Origin of the sequence: Paracoccus sp. NSM, from assembly GCF_052379855.1 — a bacterium.
Taxonomy (GTDB): Bacteria; Pseudomonadota; Alphaproteobacteria; order Rhodobacterales; family Rhodobacteraceae; genus Paracoccus.
This window is the reverse complement of sequence record NZ_JBQTCG010000001.1, coordinates 153,259-174,091: the sequence shown is the minus strand read 5'-3', so window position 1 is coordinate 174,091 and position 20,833 is coordinate 153,259. Positions and strand designations below refer to the sequence as shown.

At 66.9% G+C, this 20,833-nt stretch carries 18 protein-coding genes; 13 read left to right on the top strand and 5 right to left on the bottom strand.

The window, feature by feature from the left end:
• Positions 1-5: 5 nt before the first annotated feature.
• On the bottom strand, positions 6-893 hold the full coding sequence (locus tag ACTZWU_RS00835) for a polyprenyl synthetase family protein (RefSeq protein ID WP_444735456.1): 888 nt from the start codon (positions 891-893) through the stop codon (positions 6-8).
• A 260-nt stretch (positions 894-1,153) separates the two neighbouring features.
• Complete coding sequence (locus ACTZWU_RS00830) at positions 1,154-1,936, bottom strand: DUF4394 domain-containing protein (protein ID WP_444735455.1); 783 nt, start codon at positions 1,934-1,936, stop codon at positions 1,154-1,156.
• Between the two features lie 168 nt (positions 1,937-2,104).
• On the opposite strand from ACTZWU_RS00830, the gene ACTZWU_RS00825 reads away from it, so the two are divergent.
• From ACTZWU_RS00825 to ACTZWU_RS00770, 12 genes are all read left to right on the top strand, one after another.
• Positions 2,105-2,689 (top strand): sigma-70 family RNA polymerase sigma factor, encoded by a 585-nt coding sequence (locus tag ACTZWU_RS00825; protein WP_444735454.1) that lies wholly within the window; start codon positions 2,105-2,107, stop codon positions 2,687-2,689.
• Positions 2,686-3,420, top strand: a complete 735-nt coding sequence (locus ACTZWU_RS00820; protein WP_444735453.1) for an anti-sigma factor — start codon at positions 2,686-2,688, stop codon at positions 3,418-3,420. Before ACTZWU_RS00825 ends, ACTZWU_RS00820 begins: the two co-directional genes overlap by 4 nt.
• 126 nt (positions 3,421-3,546) lie before the next feature.
• Positions 3,547-4,332, top strand: coding sequence for a hypothetical protein (locus ACTZWU_RS00815; RefSeq protein WP_444735452.1), 786 nt, complete (start codon positions 3,547-3,549; stop codon positions 4,330-4,332).
• 208 nt (positions 4,333-4,540) lie between these two features.
• Complete coding sequence (gene gmd, locus ACTZWU_RS00810; protein ID WP_444735451.1) at positions 4,541-5,662, top strand: GDP-mannose 4,6-dehydratase; 1,122 nt, start codon at positions 4,541-4,543, stop codon at positions 5,660-5,662.
• Positions 5,663-5,670: 8 nt separating this feature from the next.
• Positions 5,671-6,633 carry a GDP-L-fucose synthase gene (gene fcl / locus ACTZWU_RS00805; protein WP_444735450.1) on the top strand — a complete coding sequence of 321 codons (963 nt, stop codon included), beginning with the start codon at positions 5,671-5,673 and terminating at the stop codon, positions 6,631-6,633.
• Positions 6,633-8,843 (top strand): tetratricopeptide repeat protein, encoded by a 2,211-nt coding sequence (locus ACTZWU_RS00800; protein WP_444735449.1) that lies wholly within the window; start codon positions 6,633-6,635, stop codon positions 8,841-8,843. The genes fcl and ACTZWU_RS00800 overlap by 1 nt, the downstream gene beginning before the upstream one ends.
• A gap of 36 nt (positions 8,844-8,879) precedes the next feature.
• Positions 8,880-10,283 carry a hypothetical protein gene (locus ACTZWU_RS00795; protein WP_444735448.1) on the top strand — a complete coding sequence of 468 codons (1,404 nt, stop codon included), beginning with the start codon at positions 8,880-8,882 and terminating at the stop codon, positions 10,281-10,283.
• Between the two features lie 6 nt (positions 10,284-10,289).
• Positions 10,290-10,847 carry a dTDP-4-dehydrorhamnose 3,5-epimerase gene (gene rfbC / locus ACTZWU_RS00790; RefSeq protein WP_444735447.1) on the top strand — a complete coding sequence of 186 codons (558 nt, stop codon included), beginning with the start codon at positions 10,290-10,292 and terminating at the stop codon, positions 10,845-10,847.
• Entirely contained in the window at positions 10,844-11,878 is a 1,035-nt protein-coding gene (rfbB, locus tag ACTZWU_RS00785) for a dTDP-glucose 4,6-dehydratase (RefSeq protein WP_444735446.1), read from the top strand. Before rfbC ends, rfbB begins: the two co-directional genes overlap by 4 nt.
• The gene (rfbD, locus tag ACTZWU_RS00780) at positions 11,878-12,726 is read left to right on the top strand and encodes a dTDP-4-dehydrorhamnose reductase (protein WP_444735445.1); all 849 of its coding nucleotides are present in this window, start codon (positions 11,878-11,880) and stop codon (positions 12,724-12,726) included. The genes rfbB and rfbD overlap by 1 nt, the downstream gene beginning before the upstream one ends.
• Complete coding sequence (rfbA, locus tag ACTZWU_RS00775; protein WP_444735444.1) at positions 12,723-13,595, top strand: glucose-1-phosphate thymidylyltransferase RfbA; 873 nt, start codon at positions 12,723-12,725, stop codon at positions 13,593-13,595. Before rfbD ends, rfbA begins: the two co-directional genes overlap by 4 nt.
• A 133-nt stretch (positions 13,596-13,728) precedes the next feature.
• On the top strand, positions 13,729-15,180 hold the full coding sequence (locus ACTZWU_RS00770) for a hypothetical protein (protein WP_444735443.1): 1,452 nt from the start codon (positions 13,729-13,731) through the stop codon (positions 15,178-15,180).
• 12 nt (positions 15,181-15,192) lie between these two features.
• Here the strand turns inward: ACTZWU_RS00770 and ACTZWU_RS00765 are convergent, their stop codons facing one another.
• From ACTZWU_RS00765 to ACTZWU_RS00755, 3 genes are all read right to left on the bottom strand, one after another.
• Positions 15,193-16,284 (bottom strand): 2Fe-2S iron-sulfur cluster-binding protein, encoded by a 1,092-nt coding sequence (locus ACTZWU_RS00765; RefSeq protein ID WP_444735442.1) that lies wholly within the window; start codon positions 16,282-16,284, stop codon positions 15,193-15,195.
• A 4-nt stretch (positions 16,285-16,288) separates the two neighbouring features.
• Positions 16,289-17,524 carry an aromatic ring-hydroxylating oxygenase subunit alpha gene (locus ACTZWU_RS00760; RefSeq protein WP_444735441.1) on the bottom strand — a complete coding sequence of 412 codons (1,236 nt, stop codon included), beginning with the start codon at positions 17,522-17,524 and terminating at the stop codon, positions 16,289-16,291.
• Between the two features lie 103 nt (positions 17,525-17,627).
• Complete coding sequence (locus ACTZWU_RS00755; RefSeq protein WP_444735440.1) at positions 17,628-18,383, bottom strand: hypothetical protein; 756 nt, start codon at positions 18,381-18,383, stop codon at positions 17,628-17,630.
• Between the two features lie 192 nt (positions 18,384-18,575).
• Here ACTZWU_RS00755 and ACTZWU_RS00750 point away from each other — a divergent pair, with 192 nt between their 5' ends.
• On the top strand, positions 18,576-20,726 hold the full coding sequence (locus ACTZWU_RS00750) for a malate synthase G (RefSeq protein WP_444735439.1): 2,151 nt from the start codon (positions 18,576-18,578) through the stop codon (positions 20,724-20,726).
• Positions 20,727-20,833: the final 107 nt, after the last annotated feature.

Here is a 20,833-nt window from a genome sequence, read left to right as displayed (position 1 = left end):
GGATTTCAGGCCTGGCGCTTCAGCTGATGCGGCAGGACGCGGGCCAGCAGGTCCTGGATTTCCGGGTGATGGATGCGGCGCCCGCGCAGCATCCGGTCCAGTTCGGCGCGCCGCGCCTCGTATCCGCGTGACACGTCCTGAAGGTTCGCCACCGCCAGGACGCCCCGCGCAGGGCCGTCCTCGCGCCGGTCGCGGCCCGTGTCCTTGCCGGTCGAGGCGCTGTCGCCCAGCAGGTCCAGAAGGTCGTCATAGGACTGGAACACCCGGCCAAGCTGGCGGCCAAAGGCGATCATCGCCTCAAGCTCGTCCTGTTCGATCCCCTTCAGCGCGGCCAGCATCTCGAGCCCGGCGATGAACAGGACGCCGGTCTTCAGGTCCTGTTCGCGCTGCACCCCGTCGGGCGTCTTTTCCGCGCTGAGGTCCAGATCCTGTCCGGCACATAGCCCAAGCGGCCCAAGCGCATGGGACAGGATCGCGACCAGCCGCGCCTGAACGGCGGGCTCGGCCCCGCGCGCGGTCGCCAAAAGACGCATCGCCTCGGTGATCAGGGCGATCCCGGCCAGCACCGCGCGGCTTTCGCCATGCGCGATATGGGTGGCGGGCTTGCCGCGCCTGAGGCTGGCATCGTCCATGCAGGGCAGGTCGTCGAACACCAGCGAGGCCGCATGCACGATCTCCAGCGCCGCCGCCGCATCGACACTGGCGTCGCAGGCGCCGCCCGCGGCCTCGGCCGCCATCAGCAGCAGCACGCCGCGGAACCGCTTGCCCGAGGACAGGGCCGCATCCTCCATTGCGCGGCCAAGCGCGGGCGAGGCCGCGCCGAAGCCCGCGGCGGTCTCGGCCAGCCGCTTGTCCAATCGTGAACGAAGCAGGTCTGAAAGGGTGTCGGTCATTGCCAGCCTCGCTTGCCTTCGGTCAGGCCGGTCGCGCGACCGGGGGAAACCATGCCCTGAGATGAAATGCGCATTTTTCCCGTGTCATATCGTTTCACGTCCGCATACACGGACGATCCTGCACTTATGTTGCGGGCTGGTGGCGCGGCTGTCCACCGCTATTCTGTGCGGCCCCGCTGCGTCGGCGCGCGGCGGGGCGTTCAAGGGGGGCCAAAAGGGGGCGCGGATTGCCGCACCCCCCCGTCGCGGTGGCGACGGGATCACATGGCGGGCATGATCGTCAGGTCGCGGATCGGGGCTTCGGCGCCTTCGATTGCGCCGGCCTCGGACGCGGCACCGGTTTCCAGATCGACGGTGTAGAGGGTGTTGTTCGTCACCAGCCAGGCGGTGTTTTCCATCGCCTCGGTCGTCTGGATGTCGAAGCCCATCACCTCGCCCGGGGTCTCGATGCCAAGCGAGCCGATCGTGGCCAGGATCCCGTCATTGGGCGAGGTCTGCCGCAGCAGCGCGCCCAGACCCGCATCCAGATCGAACATCGCGGTCGAATCGGGCGTGCCGAAGCTGTTGGTATAGGCGGCGGCCACGACCTGCGCGGTCTCGGCCTCGTTCGCGTCGCCCGATTCGAAGGCCAGCACACCATCCACGATGACTTCGCCGGTATCGACGTTCACGCGGTGGTTGGTGGTGCCGGTCATCAGCCGCAGCCGGTCGGCGGCGGGGTTGAAATCGACCACGACCTGAACGTCGGTCTCGGGCAGGGGGGTGTTCATCGTGGACAATTCGCCGACCGCGCCGCTGGCCGGGTCGATGGTGACGATGCGGTTGTCGTCGGTCACGCCCACCAGCGTCTGGTCGGCGGGGCGCAGGTCGATCCCGTGCAGGCGGTTGACGCCCTCGACCTCGACCATGCCGGTCACTTGCAGGGTCGAGGTGTCGAACATCACCAGCGTGCGGTCGCCCGCCAGGCCGATCGCAGGTGCGGCAGCGGCGGCCGACAGCGACAGGGCCAGCGCGGTGGTCGAACAGGCAGCAATGCGAAACATCAGGTTTTCCTCTCGTTTCTGATCGTGACGGGCGGCGCGGATCGCCGTCCTTGCCTGTGAAGACGCTGGCAATCGCGGATCGGATGCAGAAAAAACGCAAAAGTCATCGCGCGGGTGGGATTGCGCCTTGGCCCCGGCATGGGCCAGTCTGCGCCGCGACAGGACGCCGTGACGGAACAAGGGGCGCGCGTGGACGATCAGGACAGGAACCGCGACCGGGCGCTGGCCGGGGCGCTTGCCGATTGCGCGGCGGGCCGCGCACGGGGGATCGACCGCATCCTTTCGGTCGAGGGTGCGCAGCTGCGCGGCGTGGCGCGGCGGATGCTGGGGCGCGACGATCTGGCGGACGAGGCATTGCAGGACGCGATGGTGCTGATCTGGCGCAAGGCCGCGCAGCAGGCGGGCGGGGCGGGTTCGGCGCGCGGCTGGATCTATGCGGTGCTGCGCAACCGCTGTCTGACGATCCTGCGCGACGGATCGCGGCTGGCCAGCCTGCCGCCCGAGGAACTGACCCGGCTGCAAGAGGCGCGGCAGGATCTGGTCCCCGACGAGGGCTGGCGGCTGCTGGCGGGGCCGGGGCGTCTGGGCGATTGCCTTCAGGCGCTGGACGACCACAGCCGCCGCGCGATCCTGATGGCCCATGTCGCGGGCTTCAGCCACGGAGAGATCTCGGCCCGGCAGGGCGTGCCGCTTGGAACGACGAAGTCCTGGATCAGGCGCGGCCTTGCCTCGTTGAAGGAGTGCCTGTCATGACCGGAGCGGATCGTGCCGAACTGACCGCGCTGGCGGGCGATTACGCCCTGGGCCTGATGTCCGCGACCGAGGCCGCGCTGTTCGAGACCCTGATGCAGCGCGACCCGGCTCTGGCGGCCGAGGTGGCGCTGCTGAACGACCGCCTGCTGCCGCTGGACCTGTCGGCCCCGCCCGCCGCCCTGCCCGAGGGGTTCGCCGAAGGGCTGCGCGCCCGGCTGCGCGAGGGTGAAACCGGGCGCGACCCCGCGCCGGGCGCCTGGGCCGGGACGGAAACAGGGGACGCGGCCAACCTGAACCGGGCGCCGTGGCGGCGGCGTGCCGGGTTGGCGGCGGCGCTGGTGATCGGGGTGGCGCTTGGGCTTCTGGGCGCCGCGCAGCGTCCCGCGCCGCAGCCCATCGTCGTGGCGGTGCTGCTGGACGATCAGGGCCAGCCCCGCGCCGTGATCGAGGATTACGGCAACGACACCGCGCAGATCCGCTTCGTCTCGGATGTCGAAGTGCCGCCCGGCACCAGCATCGAGGCCTGGACCCTGCCCTCGCAGGATCTGGGTCCGGTCTCGCTGGGGGTTCTGGACGATGCCCGGGCCGCGACCCTGCGCGGGCCGGATCTGCCGCGCCCCGCCGATGCGCAGCTTTACGAGATCACGCTGGAACCACTCGGCGGCTCGCCCACCGGGCGCCCGACCGGGCCGATCATCGCCAAGGGACTTGCGGCGGCGCAGAGACTCTGACGCGGGGGCGGGAACGTCCGACGCCTTGCGCCGTTGGTCCGCAGGGCGCGCCCATCTGCCGCAATCGCAGCGGGCGACAAGTCCGCTGCGATTTCGCATGATCGCAGCAACTGAAAGGATGGATGCATGGCCGAGGGGTTGCTGGATCTGGGCAATGGTTTCTGGAATATCCGGGGCGATTTCCGGCTGGCGGGCGTGGTGAATGTCGGCACCCACGCCTCGCTGGTGCGGCTGGGCACGGGGCGGTTCGTGCTGTTGGACAGCTACAGCCTGACAGGCGCGCTGCGTGACAGGGTCATGGCCCTGACCGATGGCGGTCGTGCGGTCGAGGCGATCCTGAACCTGCACCCGTTCCACACCCTGCATTGCGAGGCGATGCACCGCGATTTCCCCGACGCCGCGCTTTATGGGACCGCCCGCCACCGCCAGAGGCTGCCCTCCCTGCCCTGGGCCGATGCACCGGTCGAATCCGGGGCGCTGGCGGCGCGCTATGCCGATGACCTTGTCCTGTCGGTGCCTGCCGGGATCGACCTCGTCTGTGCCGATGAACATGTCCATGCGGGCTCGGTTCTGGCCTGGCACAAGGCCAGCGCCACGTTGCATGTGGACGACACGCTGAACCTCGTGCCGGTGCCGCGCCTTCTGCGCGGGGTGCTTCCCCCTCCGCGCCTGTTCCTGCACCCGACGCTGCCGCGGGCCCTTGCGCCGGGGCCGGGCGCGGTCCGCGATTTCCGGGCCTGGGTCAAGGGGCTGGCCGCGCAATGCGCCGATCTCAGGCATCTGGTCGTTGCCCATTCCGGCCATCGCAGCTTTGCGCCCGGAACCTTTGGCGATGCGCTCTTGACCGCGCTGCGCCGCATCTCGCCCCGTCTGGAACGCGCCGAGGCCCGCCGCAGCACTCCTGCCGCCTGAAGGCCGCACCCGCCCTTTGCCCGGGACGCAGGCGTCTGCCCATTCAGAGGGCGCCGCCAGCCGGGCGGCAGCCTGCCGACAGGGCAGGTTGATGAGAAAGCGGCGCATAAGGCTATGGCCTTGCCCTGTGCCCTCGTCTAGAACCGGAAAACGCTGGCCCGGCAGATCCGGTCCGCGGTTAATGAGTGTCGAACCAAGGGACGAAAGCATGTCGAAACGCGCCTTGATCACCGGGATCACCGGACAGGACGGGTCCTATCTCGCGGAATTCCTGATCGCGAAGGGCTACGAAGTTCACGGGATCAAGCGCCGGTCGTCCTCGCTGAACACGCAGCGGATCGACCACATCTATCAGGACCCCCATGCCGACAACGCCAGCATGTTCCTGCATTACGGCGATCTGGGCGACACGTCCTCGGTCATGCGGATCATGTCGGACGTGAAACCGGACGAGGTCTATAACCTCGGCGCGCAATCGCATGTCGCCGTCAGCTTCGCGACGCCGGAATACACCGCGAATGTGGACGCGATCGGCACGCTGCGCATCCTGGAAGCCATCCGCTTCCTGGGGCTTGAGGACAAGACCCGGTTCTACCAGGCCTCGACCTCGGAGCTTTACGGGATGGTGCAGGAAATCCCGCAGCGGGAAACGACGCCCTTCTATCCGCGCTCGCCCTATGCGGTGGCCAAGATGTATGCCTACTGGATCACGGTGAACTACCGCGAGGCCTATGGGATCTATGGCTGCAACGGCATCCTGTTCAACCACGAATCCCCCCGCCGCGGCGAGACCTTCGTGACCCGCAAGATCACCCGCGGCCTGGCCAATATCGCGCAAGGTCTCGAGGATTGTCTGTATATGGGCAATATCGACGCGCTGCGCGACTGGGGCCATGCCAAGGACTATGTCCGCATGCAGTGGATGATGCTGCAACAGGAACAGGCCGAGGATTTCGTGATCGCCACGGGCGTGCAGTATTCCGTGCGCCAGTTCATCGAATGGTCGGCGGCTCATCTGGGCATCACCCTGCGCTTCGAGGGCACCGCCGAGGCCGAGATCGGCATCGTCGAATCCGTCACCGGCGATGACGCGCCGGGCGTGAAGGCCGGCGACGTGATCGTGCGGATCGACCCGCGCTATTACCGCCCGACCGAGGTCGAGACGCTTCTGGGCGATCCGACCAAGGCCAAGGAAAAGCTGGGCTGGGTCCCCGAGATCACCACGCAGGAAATGTGCGAAGAGATGGTGGCCGAGGATCTCAAGGCCGCCCGCCGTCATGCGCTGCTGCGCAATCACGGCTATGACATGCCGATCTATCACGAAAGCTGAGGCCCGCCATGACCCGGATCTTTGTCGCAGGTCATCGCGGGATGGTCGGCAGCGCGATCCTGCGCCAGCTCGAGGCGCGTCGCGCCTCGGGCGAGGATCTGGTGCTGATCACCCGCACCAGCGCCGAACTTGACCTGACCGATCAGGCCGCCGTGCGCGGCTTCATGCAGGCCGAGCGGCCCGATGCAGTGATCCTGGCCGCGGCCAAGGTGGGCGGTATCCATGCCAACAACACCTATCCGGCGGATTTCATCCACAAGAACCTGATGATCCAGTGCAACGTCATCCAGGAGGCTCATGCCATCGGGGTGACGCGCCTGCTGCAACTGGGGTCCAGCTGCATCTACCCGCGCGAGGCCGCCCAACCCATCCGCGAGGATGCGCTGCTGACCGGCATCCTTGAGGCCACGAACGAACCCTATGCGATCGCCAAGATCGCGGGCATCAAGCTGTGCGAAAGCTACAACCGGCAATTCGGCACGGATTACCGCTCGGTCATGCCCTGCAACCTCTATGGGCCGGGCGACAATTTCGACCCTGAAAACAGCCATGTGATGCCCGCCCTGATCCGCCGCTTCCACGAGGCCGCGCGCGAGGGCCGCGAAGAGGTCGTCATGTGGGGCACCGGCACGCCGCGCCGTGAATTCCTGCATGTGGACGACATGGCGCGCGCCTCGCTGTTCGTGTTCGATCTGGACCGCGCCACCTACGAGGCGAACACCCAGCCGATGCTGTCGCATCTGAATGTCGGTTCGGGCAGCGACATCTCGATCGGGGAACTGGCCGCGATGGTCGCGCGGGTGGTGGGCTACAAGGGCCGCATCACCAATGACCTGACCCGGCCCGACGGCACGATGCGCAAGCTGATGTCCTCGGACAAGCTGATGGCGATGGGCTGGCGCCCCGAAGTCGCGCTGGAGGAAGGCATCGCCGACGCCTATCGCTGGTTCCTGGAACACCGGGCCGGCTGATGGACCAACCGTCCGGCAAGCTGATCGCATTCCGCGCCGACCGCATGGGGGGGCGGCTGATCGCGCTGCTGAACACGATGCGTTTCGCGCGCAGCTACGGCTTGCCCTTCGTCGTGCATTGGCGCGACAGCGACGGGCTGGGCGACGGGACCGAGCTGTTCTCCGAGGATTTCGTCCGCGACCATTTCATCGACAAGCCGACCTATCAGCAGATGCGCGACGCGGCGACGGCGCATGGTTCGGTCATCTCCAGCACTTCGACCGACGCGTTCCTGGATTTCCTGCGCGATGGCCGGCACATCCTGTTCGACCCGCCCTTTGACGTACTGAAGATGCCCTTCGAAGCCGAGGACGAGGTCAAGGCCACCTTCCGCGAGGTGGTGGACAGCCTGCCCCTGAATCCGGTCCTGCAACGCCATCTGGACGATCTGCGCGCGCGGCTGCGCGACGGGACGCGCACGGTGTCCTATCACATCCGCCGGGGCGATCTGACCAGCGACATGCGCGCCATGAACCGCGCCTGGCCCAACAAGTTCGTCCCCGACGAGTTCTTCGAGACCCATATCCGCGCCAATCTGGAAGGGTCCGGCACGCGCACGGTGCTGTTCAGCGACAACAAGAACGTGTTGGACCGCTATACCCGCATGTTCCCCGGCCTGCTGACTTTCGCGGATGTCGCCGATACCAGCGCCCTGACCGAGGTTCAGCGCGACGCGCTGGAATTGTTCGCCATGTCGCTGTCGGACCTGATCGTGGCGCCGCCTTCGTCGGCCTTTTCCTCGACGGCCAAGACGATCGGTGGCTGCGAATTCCGCGACGTGGAATCCGAGATTTCGCCCGCCGAACGGCTGGCCGCGCTGGATGTGCTGGCCGCGCGGATGAAGGACCAGCCCGAATTCTTCGCCAATGAGGGCGAGATCGGGCAATACATGGTCTACGTCTGCAACCACCTGGTCGAGACGGGCCGCCGGGCCGAATTCATCCAGATCGCCCGCGCCCATGTCGAGGGCGGGCTGAACATCGCCTTCGTCCATGCGCTGCTGTTCCGCGAGATGTTCAACGAGGGGCAGTTCCAGGAAATCTGCGATCTGCGCCCGGTCGTGGATCGCGGCTTCGTGCTGTTCCAGCGCAGCTTCGCGCAGATCGCGCTGTATCACGGGCTTGCGCTGCTGATGCTCGGCCAGCGCCCCGAGGGGTTGCGCCAGATCGCCTCGGCCTTCTGGCACGAGCCGATTGAGGGCGAAATCAACACCCTGTCCGGTCTCCTGCGAAAGCAGGGGGATTTCGACGACACGAATTTCTGGATCACCGATCCCGTGGTCGAGCCGCTGTTTCCCAACCGCACGGTCGTGGACATCACGCGGCGCTTCTATACCGGGGCGATCTCGGCGGGGGTGCTGCAATTCGACGGGATGGTGCCGGCCAGCCGGGTCGCGGTCTGGGAGTGGCCGGATTTCACGCGCTCGGACCATCGCAACAAGGAACGGTTGTTCGGGCATTTCCGCACGATCCTCAAGATCTTGGCGCGGCGCAGCTGGGCGCCCGACACGCAGCCGCATTTCGACAGCTTCACCGGCATGATCGCCCTGCGCGAGGGCAATCTGGAACAGGCCGAGGGGCTGATCCTGTCCAGCATCGCCGCAAGGCCCGACATGGCCTTGTTCCACAAGCGTCTGGCCGAGCTGCGCCACGAACAGGGCCGCCATGACGAGGCGATGGCCGCGCTGGACCACGCGATCAGCCTTGCGCCGCATGTGTCGATGTTCCGCGCGCTGAAGGGACTGTTCCAGTTCCGCGCGGGCGATGCCGGGGCCGCCGCCGAAACGCTGTGTTCGCTGATGGACGAGGGGCGGCTGCATTTCCCCTCGGTCTTCTTCTTGGCGTCGGATGCCGCGCGCAAGGCGGGTCGGGTCGAGGATGCGATCCGCATGCTGCAATCGGGGCTGGACCTGTCGCCGATGCAATGGCGCCGCCAATGCGATCTGGCCGAGATGAAGGCCGAAACCGGCGATGCCGAGGGCGCGATGCGGATCCTTGACTGGGCGCTGCAATGGGCGTCCGACCATCCGCCGCTGGTCCTTTTGCAGACCGACCTGCTGATCGCCTCGGGTCAGGCCGACCGCGCGCGCCAGGTGCTGGAGGCCGCGATCCGGCGCCATCCCGACAAGCAGCAATATCAGCGACGTCAGCGCAAGCTGGAAAAGGCCTGACGTCCCGGACCGGGTTACACGCGAGGGAAAGACAAGATGACCTCTGCCGCTGCTGGCCGTATCCACTTCGTGGTCCTGTCCGACCGGACAGAGCCCTTCGCGGGCAATGCCGCCGCGCTTTGCGCCGCCGCGCTTCAGGCCGGAGCCGACGAGGCGCTGCACTACGATGCCGACCGGCTGGAGGCCGACGGCTTCTGGCAGGCCCATCCCCATATCCCGCGCGACGCGCCTCGTCTGGGCTTTGGCGCCTGGCGACCCTTTGTGCTGCGGCGGATGCTGGAACAGGTCGCGCCCGAGGATGTCGTGATCCTGCATGATGCGGGCAGCCATGCGACGGACCGCCTGCCCGCCATGCCCGCCCGTCTGCGTCTGCTGGCCGATCTGTGCGCCCATGTGCCGCAGGGCATGATCCACGGCAGCGCGCTGGCCGCGACCCCGCAGGAAAGCCTGACCAAGCAGGATTGCCTGATCCTGCTGGGCGCCGATTCGACCGAGGCGCGGCGCGCGGCCTTTGTCAGTTCCGGGATGCTGGCCTATCGGCCCGCCCGCACGGCCTTTGCCTTCCTTGACGATTGGCAGGCCGCCTGCGCCGATCCGCGCCTGTTGACGGACGAGCCCGACCGCCACGGCGCGCCCAATCCCGCGATGCGCCGCCATGCGGAGGAGGAAGCCATCGCCTCGATCCTCGTCCATCGCCACGGCGTGCCGCATTTCGACCTGAAGGCCGCCGCGCCCGACCTGCTGGACGCCGTGCGCAAAGGTCGCCGCCAGCTTGCCGATCCCGAGGCGCATCTGGCCTCGATCCTGTGGGTGCTGGACCAGTCCGGCGGCACAGTCGATGACGGTCTGCGCCTGCTGCGCTATCTGGACGGCCCCGGGCCCGCCCGCGCGGTCCGCAATATCGGCTACAAGCCCGTGCTGGACGGGGAATTGCGCCGTCTGGGCAGCGGTTGGCGGGCGCGGATCGTCATCGCCCATCTGCGTCATGTCGTGTCCGAGAACCGCGTCCTGTCGGCGATGCTGCACGGGTTGAAGGACATGCCCGAACTGCGCGACGATTTCTGGCAGCGCGCCACCGTCCATGCGAACCGGGCGCTGACCGATCTGGTCATCTCGGGCGGGGCGGTCGATCTGGCCGGCATGAAGCGCCTGATCCGGCGGGCGATCACCGACACGCTGGACGAGATGCCGCTTCTCTCTGACGAATTGCTGGGCGCGTGCATCTGGGCGCGGCTGGATCTGTCCGCCCGCGAGGTGGTCCGCGTCGCGCGCGGCGCCTATCGCACCGAACAGGGCAACGAGGCGATGGCCGAATTCGTCGCCCGCATCCGTGCGCAGGGCTTCCCGCAGGACGATCTGCTGGACGGTGGCGATCTGGACGAATTCACCAACCGTATGCGCCGACTGCTGATGGATTGGCTACTGCTGGACCATCTGTGAGGCGCGATGCGGATCGAGAAAACCCCCCTGCCCGGCGTTCTGGCGCTGACCCCCATCCGGCACGGTGACGCGCGGGGGTTCTTTTCCGAAAGCTGGAACCGCCGCAGCCTGCAACAGGCCGGGCTGGACCTGCCCGATTTCGTGCAGGACAACCATTCGATGTCGCGCGCGACCGGCACTTTGCGCGGGCTGCATTATCAGGCGCCCCCCCATGCGCAGGGCAAGCTGGTGCGTTGCGGGCGGGGCCGCATCCTTGACGTGGCGGTGGATGCAAGACGGGGCAGCGCGCATTACGGGCAATGGGTCGCGCGCGAACTCAGCTTCGAGAATGGCCTGCAATTGTGGATTCCGGCGGGCTTTCTGCACGGCTTCGTCACGTTGGAGCCCGACAGCGAGATCATCTACAAATGCACCGCCCATTACGACGCGGCCAGCGACGGGTCGGTCAGGTGGGATTCGCTTGGCATCGACTGGGGCGTCAGCGATCCGGTCCTGTCCGACAAGGACCGCGCCGCGCCGGCCTTTAGCGATTGGCAATCGCCCTTTGTGATGGGGGGCGCATGAAGATCCTTGTCACCGGCGGGGCGGGCTTCATCGGGTCCGCCGTGGTGCGGCTGGCGGTGGCGCGGGGCCATCAGGTCGTCAATCTGGACGCGCTGACCTATGCGGCGAACCTGGCCAATGTCGCCTCGGTCGCGGATCATCCGGGCTATGCGTTCGAACATGCCGACATCCGCGACCGACCCGCGCTGGACCGCATCTTGGCGCAGCACCGGCCCGACGCAATCATGCATCTGGCCGCCGAAAGCCATGTGGACCGGTCCATCGACGGGCCTGCGGCCTTCATCGACACCAACGTGACCGGCACCTTTCACCTGCTTGAGGCCGCGCGCGCCTATTGGCAGCAGACCCGGCCCCAGGGGTTCCGCCTGCACCATGTCTCGACCGACGAGGTGTTCGGCTCGCTTCCTGCGACGGGGCGGTTCGACGAGACGACGCCCTATGACCCGCGCAGCCCCTATTCCGCCAGCAAGGCCGCCAGCGACCATCTGGTGCGCGCCTGGGGCGAGACCTATGGCCTGCCGGTCGTCATCTCGAATTGTTCCAACAATTACGGGCCGTTCCACTTTCCCGAAAAGCTGGTGCCGGTGGTGATCCTGAACGCGCTGGCCGGGCGGCCGATCCCGGTCTATGGCGACGGCGCCCATATCCGTGACTGGCTTTACGTCGAGGATCACGCCGAGGCGCTGCTGGCCGTCCTGACGCGCGGCGAGGTCGGGCGCAGCTACGCCATCGGCGGCGAGGCCGAGGCCCGCAATCTGGATCTGGTGCGGATGATCTGTGTCCATATGGACCGGCTGAACCCCGCGGGCGCGCCCCATGACCGGCTGATCACCTTTGTCGAGGATCGCCCCGGCCATGACCGCCGCTATGCCATCGACCCCTCGCGCATCTGGCGGGAACTGGGCTGGCGCCCCTCGGTCACGCTGGATCAGGGGCTGGGCCGGACCGTCGCCTGGTATCTTCAGAACCGCGACTGGTGGGAACCGCTGCTGGCCCGCGAGGGCGTGGGCCAGCGTCTGGGCCGCGCCTGATGCGGGGCCTTCTGGTCTTTGGCCGCAGCGGTCAGGTCGCGCGCGAGGTGGCCCGGCTGGCCCCCGATGCCCGCTTTCTGGGCCGCGATCAGGCCGACCTGACGGACCCCGAGGCCTGCGCCCGCGCCATCAAGGGGGCTGGTGCGGTGCTGAACGCGGCGGCCTATACCGCCGTTGACCAGGCCGAGACCGAGCCGCAGACCGCCCATGCCGTCAACGCGCTGGCCCCCGCCGCGATGGCGCGGGCGGCGGCGGCCGAGGGGATTCCCTTTCTGCACCTCTCGTCGGATTACGTCTTTGACGGCAGCGGCGATCACCCGCGGGCCGAGGATGCGCCGACCGGCCCTCTGGGCATCTATGGCGCCTCGAAACTGGCGGGCGAACAGGCCGTGGCGCAGGCGGGCGGGCAATGGGCGGTGATGCGGACCTCGTGGGTCTTTGGGGCGCATGGCCGGAACTTCGTCAAGACGATGCTGCGTCTGGGCGCCGAGCGTGACGAAGTGTCGGTCGTGGACGACCAGATCGGCGGGCCGACCCCGGCGGATGCCGTCGCCGTCGCGGTGCTGCAGATGCTGGCCCGGATGCGCGACGACCCGGCGAAGGGCGGGCTTTACCATTTCGCCGGCGATCCGCAGATCAGCTGGGCGGGCTTTGCCGCGCGCATCATGGCGCAGGCGGGGCTGGCCTGTCGCATCCGCCCCATCGCCAGCGCCGACTATCCGACGCCCGCGCGGCGTCCGCTGAATTCCCGGCTGGACTGCACGGCCATCACGCGCGATTTTGGGCTGGCTCGGCCCGATTGGCGCGACGGGCTGGACCGGGTTCTGGCCGAATTGGGGGCGACATGACCGCACGCAAGGGGATCATCCTCGCCGGAGGCAGCGGCACCCGGCTTTACCCGATCACCATGGCCGTGTCGAAGCAGCTGCTGCCGCTTTATGACAAGCCGATGATCTATTACCCGATCACGGTGCTGATGCTGGCAGGCATCCGCGAAATCGCGATCATCACCACGCCGCAGGACCAGCCGCAATTCCAGCGCCTGCTGGGCGATGGCAGCCAATGGGGGTTGCGCTTCGAATTCATCGTGCAGCCCCGCCCCGAAGGGCTGGCGCAGGCCTATCTGCTGGCGGCGGATTTCCTGGACGGTGCGGCCTCGGCGATGGTGCTGGGCGACAACATCTTCTTCGGTCACGGCCTGCCGCCCTTGCTGCATCAGGCGGATGCGCGGCAAACGGGCGCGACGATCTTCGGCTACCGTGTCCGCGACCCGCAGCGTTACGGGGTCGTGCTGTTCGACGATCAGGACCGCCCCGCAGGGCTGGTCGAAAAGCCCGAAACGGCGATCTCGCCCTGGGCGGTGACGGGGCTCTACTTCCTCGACGGCACTGCGCCCGAACGCGCGGCGCAGGTGATGCCCTCGGCCCGGGGCGAGCTGGAGATCACCGCGCTGCTGGACAGCTATCTGGCCGAGGACGCGCTGACCGTTCAGCGGATGGGGCGCGGTTTTGCCTGGCTGGACACCGGCACGCATGAAAGCCTGCTGGACGCGGGCAACTTCGTCCGCACGCTGGAAAACCGGCAGGGCCTTCAGACCGGCTGCCCCGAAGAGATCGCCTACGAGGCCGGGTGGATCTCGGGCGATGCCCTGCGCAAGCGGGCCGAGTTGTTCCACAAGACGGAATATGGCGCCTATCTTCTGCGGCTGTTGGGGTGAGCGCCCGAAACTTGCTTTCTGCCCGGACGTATAAAACCTGAACGGACTGCCAGCTTGCAAACCGTGCGCTGGCCGTGGGATTATCGGAACTTGAATGTATCCGCCCTGCCAAGGGCTATTTCCAGGAGTTCTCATGCGGCGTGGAAAAAGCAGGATCAATAAGGCCCATTTCCTTGTCTACTCGAATGGCGTCGATCCGTTTGCCACCAATGCGCAGGATTACTGCGACGCGGCCCTGGCGGTCGGCTTCGACAGCGCCGAGCATGTGACCGAGGCCGCGCTGCGCCAGACGCCCTTCTGGGAAGAGAACCGCTTCATTCTGGAACAGCCGCGCGGCGCGGGATATTGGCTGTGGAAGCCGTGGATCATCCTGCAGAAGCTGCGTGAATGCGGCCCCGACGACATCGTGATCTACAACGATGCCGGGCGCTACGAAAAGGGCGCTTTCCGCCAGTTTCCGGCCTTTCCCCATGCCGCGGTCGAGCTGTGCGCGATGACGCCCAATCGCTTCATTCACGGCTTCATCGGCGCCTGGCAGGTGCAGGGCGATTACACCAAGCGCGATGCCTTCATCCTGATGGGCGCCGATACCGACGAGATGCGGCGCGCCGCGCAGGTTTGCGCGGGACCGCTGCTGTTCATGCCCTCGGATGCCAGTTTCGCCTTTTTGGAAAAGTGGGTGGAATTCTGTCGTGATCCGCGCGTGCTGACCGACCAGCCCGACGAATTGGCGCCGACCCACCCGCAATTCCTGGATCACCGGCACGACCAATCTGTCGGCTCGATCCTGGCGCATCAGACGGGCGCGCATTATTTCGACTTTTCCGACTCGGGTGTGATCAACGCCTCCGAGGATGTGCGACAGCGCAACCGGCATGTGCCACGCCTGCATACCCATATCGGCTATGTCTCGCTGATCGCAGGCCGTGCGTTGCCCGACGATTTCTTCATGCGCGAGGATGCCGACATTCTCGAGGCGCGGCCCCTGTTGCGCAACCTCGAAGCGGGCGAACCCTTGCCGCTGCACGCGGAAAAGACGCCGGATTCCGTGTTGACGCAGCAGATCCTGTCGGCGCTGGCATCGCCCGAAAATCGCATCGGTATCGACCATATGCGGCTGCTGTGCGGTGAGAACCGCATCACCAATTCGCGCCTGCACATCCTGCAGAAGCTGGGCCATGACCTGACCGCCTTCTGGAAAGAGGCGATCGACCATTTCAGTGCCGCCGTCGAAGCCATGCATGCCTCCGGCACGGTGCCGGGCCTCGAGGATGCGCAAGGAATGGCCGTGCGCGCGATCCGAAAGGCCGAGGATTCGAACCCGCAATGGCGTCAGGATGTGATGGCGGGCTTCCTCTGGTCGATGCTGGACGACGAGGCGCGGCGCGTCTTCAAGGCCGCGCACAAAGGCATCAAGTCGGCCGCGGGGGTGAATGCGATGTATCGCTTCGCCCAGCATCTGGAGCAGACCGAGCTTTTGTCGCTGGAGACCGAGCTGGGCGGCGACGACCGCAAGCTGCGGCCCGCGATTTCGCAGCAGATGATGGCATGGATCATTCAGCCCGCCGCTGCGAAGGCGGGCTGACGACCGCGCGGGTCAGACCTCGACCTCGACCCGACCAAGCGGGTTGGAACAACAGGCGAGGATCCAGCCCTCGGCGATATCCTCGTCGCTGATGCCGCCGTTATGGACCATATGCACCTCGCCCGAGGTCTTGCGGATCCGGCAGGTGCCGCACAGCCCGAAGGTGCAGCCCGACGGGATGTTCAGCCCCGCGCGCTTGGCCACCGCCAGCACGGTGTCGGTCTCGGCGCAGGCTGCCGTGACGCCGCTGGCCGAGAACACGACCTGGGCGCGCGATTCACCGTCGGGGGCGACATCCTCGATCACCGGGGCCTCGGCCTCGGTGGCGACGGGGGCACCGAAGCTTTCCTGGTGATACCGCTCCATGTCATAGCCAAGCGAGACCAGCATCTCGCGGACGGCCTGCATGAAGGGCTCGGGGCCGCAGCAGAAGACCTCGCGGTCCAGATAATCGGGCGCCATCAGGCCCAGCATGATCTGCGACAGGCGGCCCTGATAGCCGTGCCAGGTCTTGAAGGGCTCGGGTTCTTCGACGGTGAAGCGCAGTTGCAGCCCCGGCACGCGGGCGGCGAATTGCTCTAGCCGCTCGCGGAAGATGATGTCCGAGGGCATGCGCGCGGCATGGACGAACACGATGTCGGTGTCCTGCGCCTGATCCCAGGACCAGGTCGTCATCGACATCATCGGGGTGATCCCCGACCCGGCCGAGATGAAAAGGTATTTCTTCGCCGGATGGCGGTGGAAGCTGAAGATCCCCGCCGGGCCGAAGGCCTTGATCCGCATCCCGGGCTTCAGATGGTCCAGCATCCAGCGCGTCCCGATCGAGGTCGCCTGCGCCTTGACCGTCACCGAGATCGACAGCGGCCGCGAGGGCGACGAGCTGATCGTATAGGTCCGCTGCACATTCCCGGCCGCGCCCTTGGCAGGATCGACAGGCAGGTCCAGCGTGATGAACTGGCCCGGCTGATAGTCGAACCATGCGCCCGAGGGCGCGCGAAAGATGAAGGTCGCGGTGTCGCGGGTTTCCGGCACGACCATGACGCATTCAAGCGGCTCGTCATCGGACCACGGCTCGGCGGCCCAGTTCAGGCGGGGTTTGGGCATGGGATCACTCGGCCGCGATGCGGGTGGGGGTCAGGCGGTCTGCCATGGTCTGGCAGTACCAATCGACGAATTGCAGAACGCCCTCTTCCTGAAGGGGCGAATAGGGTCCGGGTTCGTAGGCGGGGGACAGGATGCCGGCCTGGTTTTCCTCGACCACCAGCCGATCCTCGTCATTGGTGTGCATCCAGACATGGGTCAGGTTCTCGAGGTCGTAATCCGTCCCCTCGACCGCGTCGGGATGGACAAGCCACCAGGTCGTGACCTGCGTTTCCGTCGGGCTGACCGGCAGGACCCGGAAGACGATCGAATGGTCGGCCAGAAAGTGGTTCCAGGTGTTCGGGTAATGGAAGAACAGCAGGCTGCCCGCATCGTCGAAGGGCATCTGGCCCAGACGGCGCGACACGGCTTTCTTGCCGTCCAGCGTATAGCTTTCGGCGTGGTTCAGCAGCGGAATCCGCGCCAGACGCCATTGCATCGCCGGATGGTTCACGAAGCGCGAGGGCAGGTTCGCGGCCTCGCAGCGTTCCCAATGGGCCAGGATCTCGGGGCTGGCGGCATGGGGGCCTTCCATCGCCGTCATCGAGGGATCGTCGGAATAGGTGCGGCACAGCGACGGGTGGCTGCCGCCGCAATGATAGCATTCGCGGTTGTTCTCGATCACCAGCTTCCAGTTGCCGTTCTCGATGATGGTCGAGACCTGTGCGATCTTCGTCTTGGCCAGATCGGTCGGCGCCAGATAGCGCATCAGTTGCGGCGCCAGATCATTGATCGCCGGCGGCACCTTGGCCAGGCAGATGAAGACCATCCCGCCCAGATCGACGCAATGCACGGTTTTCAGGCCGTATTTCGCGGCATCGAAGCCCTCGCCCATGTCGCGGGCGTAAAGCAGCTTACCGTCCAGATCGTAGGTCCATTGGTGATAGGGGCAGACCAGCTTGGGGTTCGTGCCGCTGGCCTTGGAACACAGGCGCTGGCCGCGATGGCGGCAGACATTGTGGAAGGCCCGGATGCGGCCATCGGCGCCGCGCGTCAGGATCACCGGATAATCGCCCACCTGCATGGTGATGTAGCTGCCGGTCTTGGGCAGGGCCGAGGCCGGGCCCGCGAACAGCCATTCGCGATACCAGATCTGTTCCAGATCGTCGCGGAAGGTCTGTTCCCCGCAATAGAGATCGCGCGGCAGCGAATGGCCGGGCTGGCGGCCGGCGATCAGCTCGGCTGTGGAGGGGGTGGTGTTCATGGCGCGGCTCGAATCCTGCGGCGGGCTGTGTTTTCGCGCAGATTAGCGCCTTGTTGCGACGGGACAGGGTGATTTGCGACATTCAGCCTGCGGAAACAGACATTCACGACATTTGCCCGCGCCGAACCAGCCCCTGTTTCACCAGATGTCCGTGATGCAGACCGGAATGGGGGCTGCGTCCGCCGATCACGGCGGCGACCTCGGCCATCATCGCGGGCGGCCGCTCGCGGTTCACCGTGTCGAACAGCGAGGTCGGGCGCAGGTCGTCGGTCATCAGGCTCTGCATCCAGTCCTGTTCATGCGGCGCGACCCACAGCCAGCGCCCGGCCGCCGCATGCAGCCGCGCATGGCGCAGATCGACAAAGCCTGCCGCATCCTCGATCTGGTCCAGACGGGGCAGGTTGCGGCCCATCTGGCAGGTCGTGCCGGTGCCAAGGATATCGACCTTCATCAGATGGGCCGAGCGTTTCCAGAACATCACGGTCTTCCAGCCCATCTGGCCCAGCTTGCCGCGCTTCAGCCAGGCATTGCCCAGATGGCCAATCACGCTGGTCTCGGGGTCCAGCCTGTCCATCTGCGCCAGCGTCGCCGCGACGTAATCGGGCGGATAGGCAATGTCGTCATCCACGGTAAAGACCCAGTCGTCGGGGCCGGGCGCAAAGGCGAACTTGCCCGCATCCTTCAGGTCGCGGTCGGGGATCGTCGCCTCGATCTTCGGCTCGTCCGCGATCCAGCCGGGCACCGAATCAAACCGGTTCAGGCACAGGAACAGCCGGTCCACCTGCGGCAGGATCGAGGCGACGGCCTGCGGCAGGACGCCCGCGCGGGGTGGAAAACTGGCCATATGCGCGCGGATCATCCATCGCCCTCCGATCTGGTTTCCCGTCAATAGCATGTCGGCGCAAGGCCGCGACGCCTTTCTGCGCGCTTGATCGGGCCATGCCGGATTTCGCGGCATTTTCCATTTGTGGAAAAATATTCCGCCCCGCTTGGCAGGCGGGCGCTTCTGTCGTAAGCCATGCGGCAAGGCATCATCTGTAAGGAGGAAGGCATGGCACGCGTCACCCGTCACGGACTGGAGGTCGATCAGGATTTCGCCCGCTTCGTCGAAGATCAGGTCCTGCCGGGCACCAAGGTTCAGGCCGACGCCTTCTGGCGGGGCTATGCCGCGCTGCTGGACGGCTTCATGGCCGAGAACCGCGCCCTGCTGGACCGCCGCGCCGAATTGCAGGCGCAGATCGACGACTGGCTCAAGGCGCGCGGCAACCAGCCCTGGGACGCTGCCGCCTATCGCGCCTTTCTGACCGAGATCGGCTATCTGGTGCCCGAACCCGCGCCCTTTGCGGTCGAGAACGGCGCCGTCGATCCCGAAATCGCCAGCCTTGCCGGGCCTCAGCTTGTCGTGCCGGTCAGCAATGCCCGTTTCGCGCTGAACGCGGCGAATGCGCGGTGGGGCTCGCTTTATGATGCGATGTATGGCTCGGACGTGATGGGGCCGCCGCCCGCCGGGGGCGGGATCGACCCCGCGCGCCGCGATGCGGTCGTGGCCAAGGCCGCCGCCTTCCTGGATCAGGCGCTGCCGCTGGCCTCGGGCAGCCATGCCGAGGTGACGGCCTATGGCGCCGATGATCAGGGTCTGGTGGCGACCATCGCGGGCCAGACCGTGCGACTGGCCGACCCGGCCGCCTATGTCGGCATCCGGCGCGAGGGCGGCGATACGGCCTATGTGCTGCGCCATAACGGGCTGCATGTCGAACTGGTCGTGAACCCCGACCACCCGATCGGCGCCGCCTGCGAAAGCGGCCTGCGCGACGTGGTGATGGAGGCCGCGCTGACCGCGATCCAGGACTGCGAGGACAGCGTCGCCGCCGTCGATGCCGAGGACAAGATCGGCGTCTATGCCAACTGGCTGGGCCTGATGAAGGGCGATCTGGTCGAAAGCTTCGACAAGGGCGGCAAGACGCTGACCCGCCGTCTGGCCGGCGACCGCCAGATCACCCGCCCCGACGGCAGCACCCTGACCCTGCCGGGCCGCGCGCTGCTGCTGGTTCGCAATGTCGGCCATCTGATGACGACCGATGCGGTCCTGAAGGACGGCGCCGAGACGCCCGAGGGGCTGATGGACGCGATGGTCACCATCGCCTGCGCGCTGCACGATCTGGATCGCGGCGACCGGCCCGGCAACAGCCGCGTGGGCTCGGTCTATGTGGTCAAGCCCAAGATGCACGGCCCGGACGAGGCCGCCTTTGCCGACCGCGTCTTTACCCATGTGGAACAGGTGCTTGGCCTGCCTGCCAATACCGTGAAACTGGGCCTGATGGACGAGGAACGCCGCACCAGCGCCAACCTTGCCGCCTGCATCCACGCGATCCGCAACCGCATCGTCTTCATCAACACGGGCTTCCTTGACCGCACCGGCGACGAGATCCACACCTCGATGCAGGGCGGTGCCTTCGTCGGGCGCGCGGGCATGAAGGCCTCGACCTGGTTGCAGGCCTACGAGGATCGCAACGTCCTGATCGGCTTGGCCGCCGGGATGAAGGGCCGTGCCCAGATCGGCAAGGGGATGTGGGCCAAGCCCGACGCCCTGGCCGAGATGCTGGAGGTCAAGATCGGCCACCCGAAATCGGGCGCCTCGACCGCCTGGGTGCCCAGCCCCACCGCCGCGACGCTGCATGCGATGCATTACCACATGGTCGATGTCGCCGCGCGTCAGGACGAACTGGCGGGCAAGGCGCTGCCCGATCTGGACCTGCTGCTGACGCCCGCCCTTGCCACCGCTCCGCTGACCCGCGACGAGATCCTGCGCGAGCTGGACAACAGCGCGCAGGGGATTCTGGGCTACGTGGTGCGCTGGGTCGATCAGGGGATCGGCTGTTCCAAGGTGCCCGATATCGACGACGTGCCCCTGATGGAGGACCGCGCGACCTGCCGGATCAGCGCGCAATATCTGGCTAACTGGCTGGAACACGGCCTGATCACCCGCGATCAGGTCGAGGACGCGCTGCGCCGCATGGCCGCCAAGGTCGATGCCCAGAATGCGGGCGATCCGGCCTATCGCCCGATGGCGCCGGGCTTTGACGGCCCAGCCTTCGAGGCCGCGCGCGACCTGATCCTGACGGGGACGCGGCAGCCCTCGGGCTATACCGAACCCGCGCTGCATGCCCGCCGCAAAGAGGCCAAGGCGCTGGCGCGGGCCTGAAAGCGCGCGGCAGGGCGCGATCGGCGCCTTGCCGCAAAGCCGGTCTTTTCGGCGTTTTCATCCGTGCGCGCAGCAGCCATAAGGCATCGGGGCCGCCTTGCCCCGTG

Coding starts and splice junctions, on each gene's coding strand:
- rfbD (WP_444735445.1), top strand. CDS start 11,878: ATGCGGGGCCTTCTGGTCTTTGGCCGCAGCGGTCAGGTCGCGCGCGAG.
- ACTZWU_RS00795 (WP_444735448.1), top strand. CDS start 8,880: ATGACCTCTGCCGCTGCTGGCCGTATCCACTTCGTGGTCCTGTCCGAC.
- ACTZWU_RS00770 (WP_444735443.1), top strand. CDS start 13,729: ATGCGGCGTGGAAAAAGCAGGATCAATAAGGCCCATTTCCTTGTCTAC.
- gmd (WP_444735451.1), top strand. CDS start 4,541: ATGTCGAAACGCGCCTTGATCACCGGGATCACCGGACAGGACGGGTCC.
- ACTZWU_RS00815 (WP_444735452.1), top strand. CDS start 3,547: ATGGCCGAGGGGTTGCTGGATCTGGGCAATGGTTTCTGGAATATCCGG.
- rfbC (WP_444735447.1), top strand. CDS start 10,290: ATGCGGATCGAGAAAACCCCCCTGCCCGGCGTTCTGGCGCTGACCCCC.
- ACTZWU_RS00820 (WP_444735453.1), top strand. CDS start 2,686: ATGACCGGAGCGGATCGTGCCGAACTGACCGCGCTGGCGGGCGATTAC.
- rfbB (WP_444735446.1), top strand. CDS start 10,844: ATGAAGATCCTTGTCACCGGCGGGGCGGGCTTCATCGGGTCCGCCGTG.
- fcl (WP_444735450.1), top strand. CDS start 5,671: ATGACCCGGATCTTTGTCGCAGGTCATCGCGGGATGGTCGGCAGCGCG.
- ACTZWU_RS00765 (WP_444735442.1), bottom strand. CDS start 16,284: ATGCCCAAACCCCGCCTGAACTGGGCCGCCGAGCCGTGGTCCGATGAC.
- ACTZWU_RS00760 (WP_444735441.1), bottom strand. CDS start 17,524: ATGAACACCACCCCCTCCACAGCCGAGCTGATCGCCGGCCGCCAGCCC.
- rfbA (WP_444735444.1), top strand. CDS start 12,723: ATGACCGCACGCAAGGGGATCATCCTCGCCGGAGGCAGCGGCACCCGG.
- ACTZWU_RS00835 (WP_444735456.1), bottom strand. CDS start 893: ATGACCGACACCCTTTCAGACCTGCTTCGTTCACGATTGGACAAGCGG.
- ACTZWU_RS00755 (WP_444735440.1), bottom strand. CDS start 18,383: ATGATCCGCGCGCATATGGCCAGTTTTCCACCCCGCGCGGGCGTCCTG.
- ACTZWU_RS00750 (WP_444735439.1), top strand. CDS start 18,576: ATGGCACGCGTCACCCGTCACGGACTGGAGGTCGATCAGGATTTCGCC.
- ACTZWU_RS00830 (WP_444735455.1), bottom strand. CDS start 1,936: ATGTTTCGCATTGCTGCCTGTTCGACCACCGCGCTGGCCCTGTCGCTG.
- ACTZWU_RS00800 (WP_444735449.1), top strand. CDS start 6,633: ATGGACCAACCGTCCGGCAAGCTGATCGCATTCCGCGCCGACCGCATG.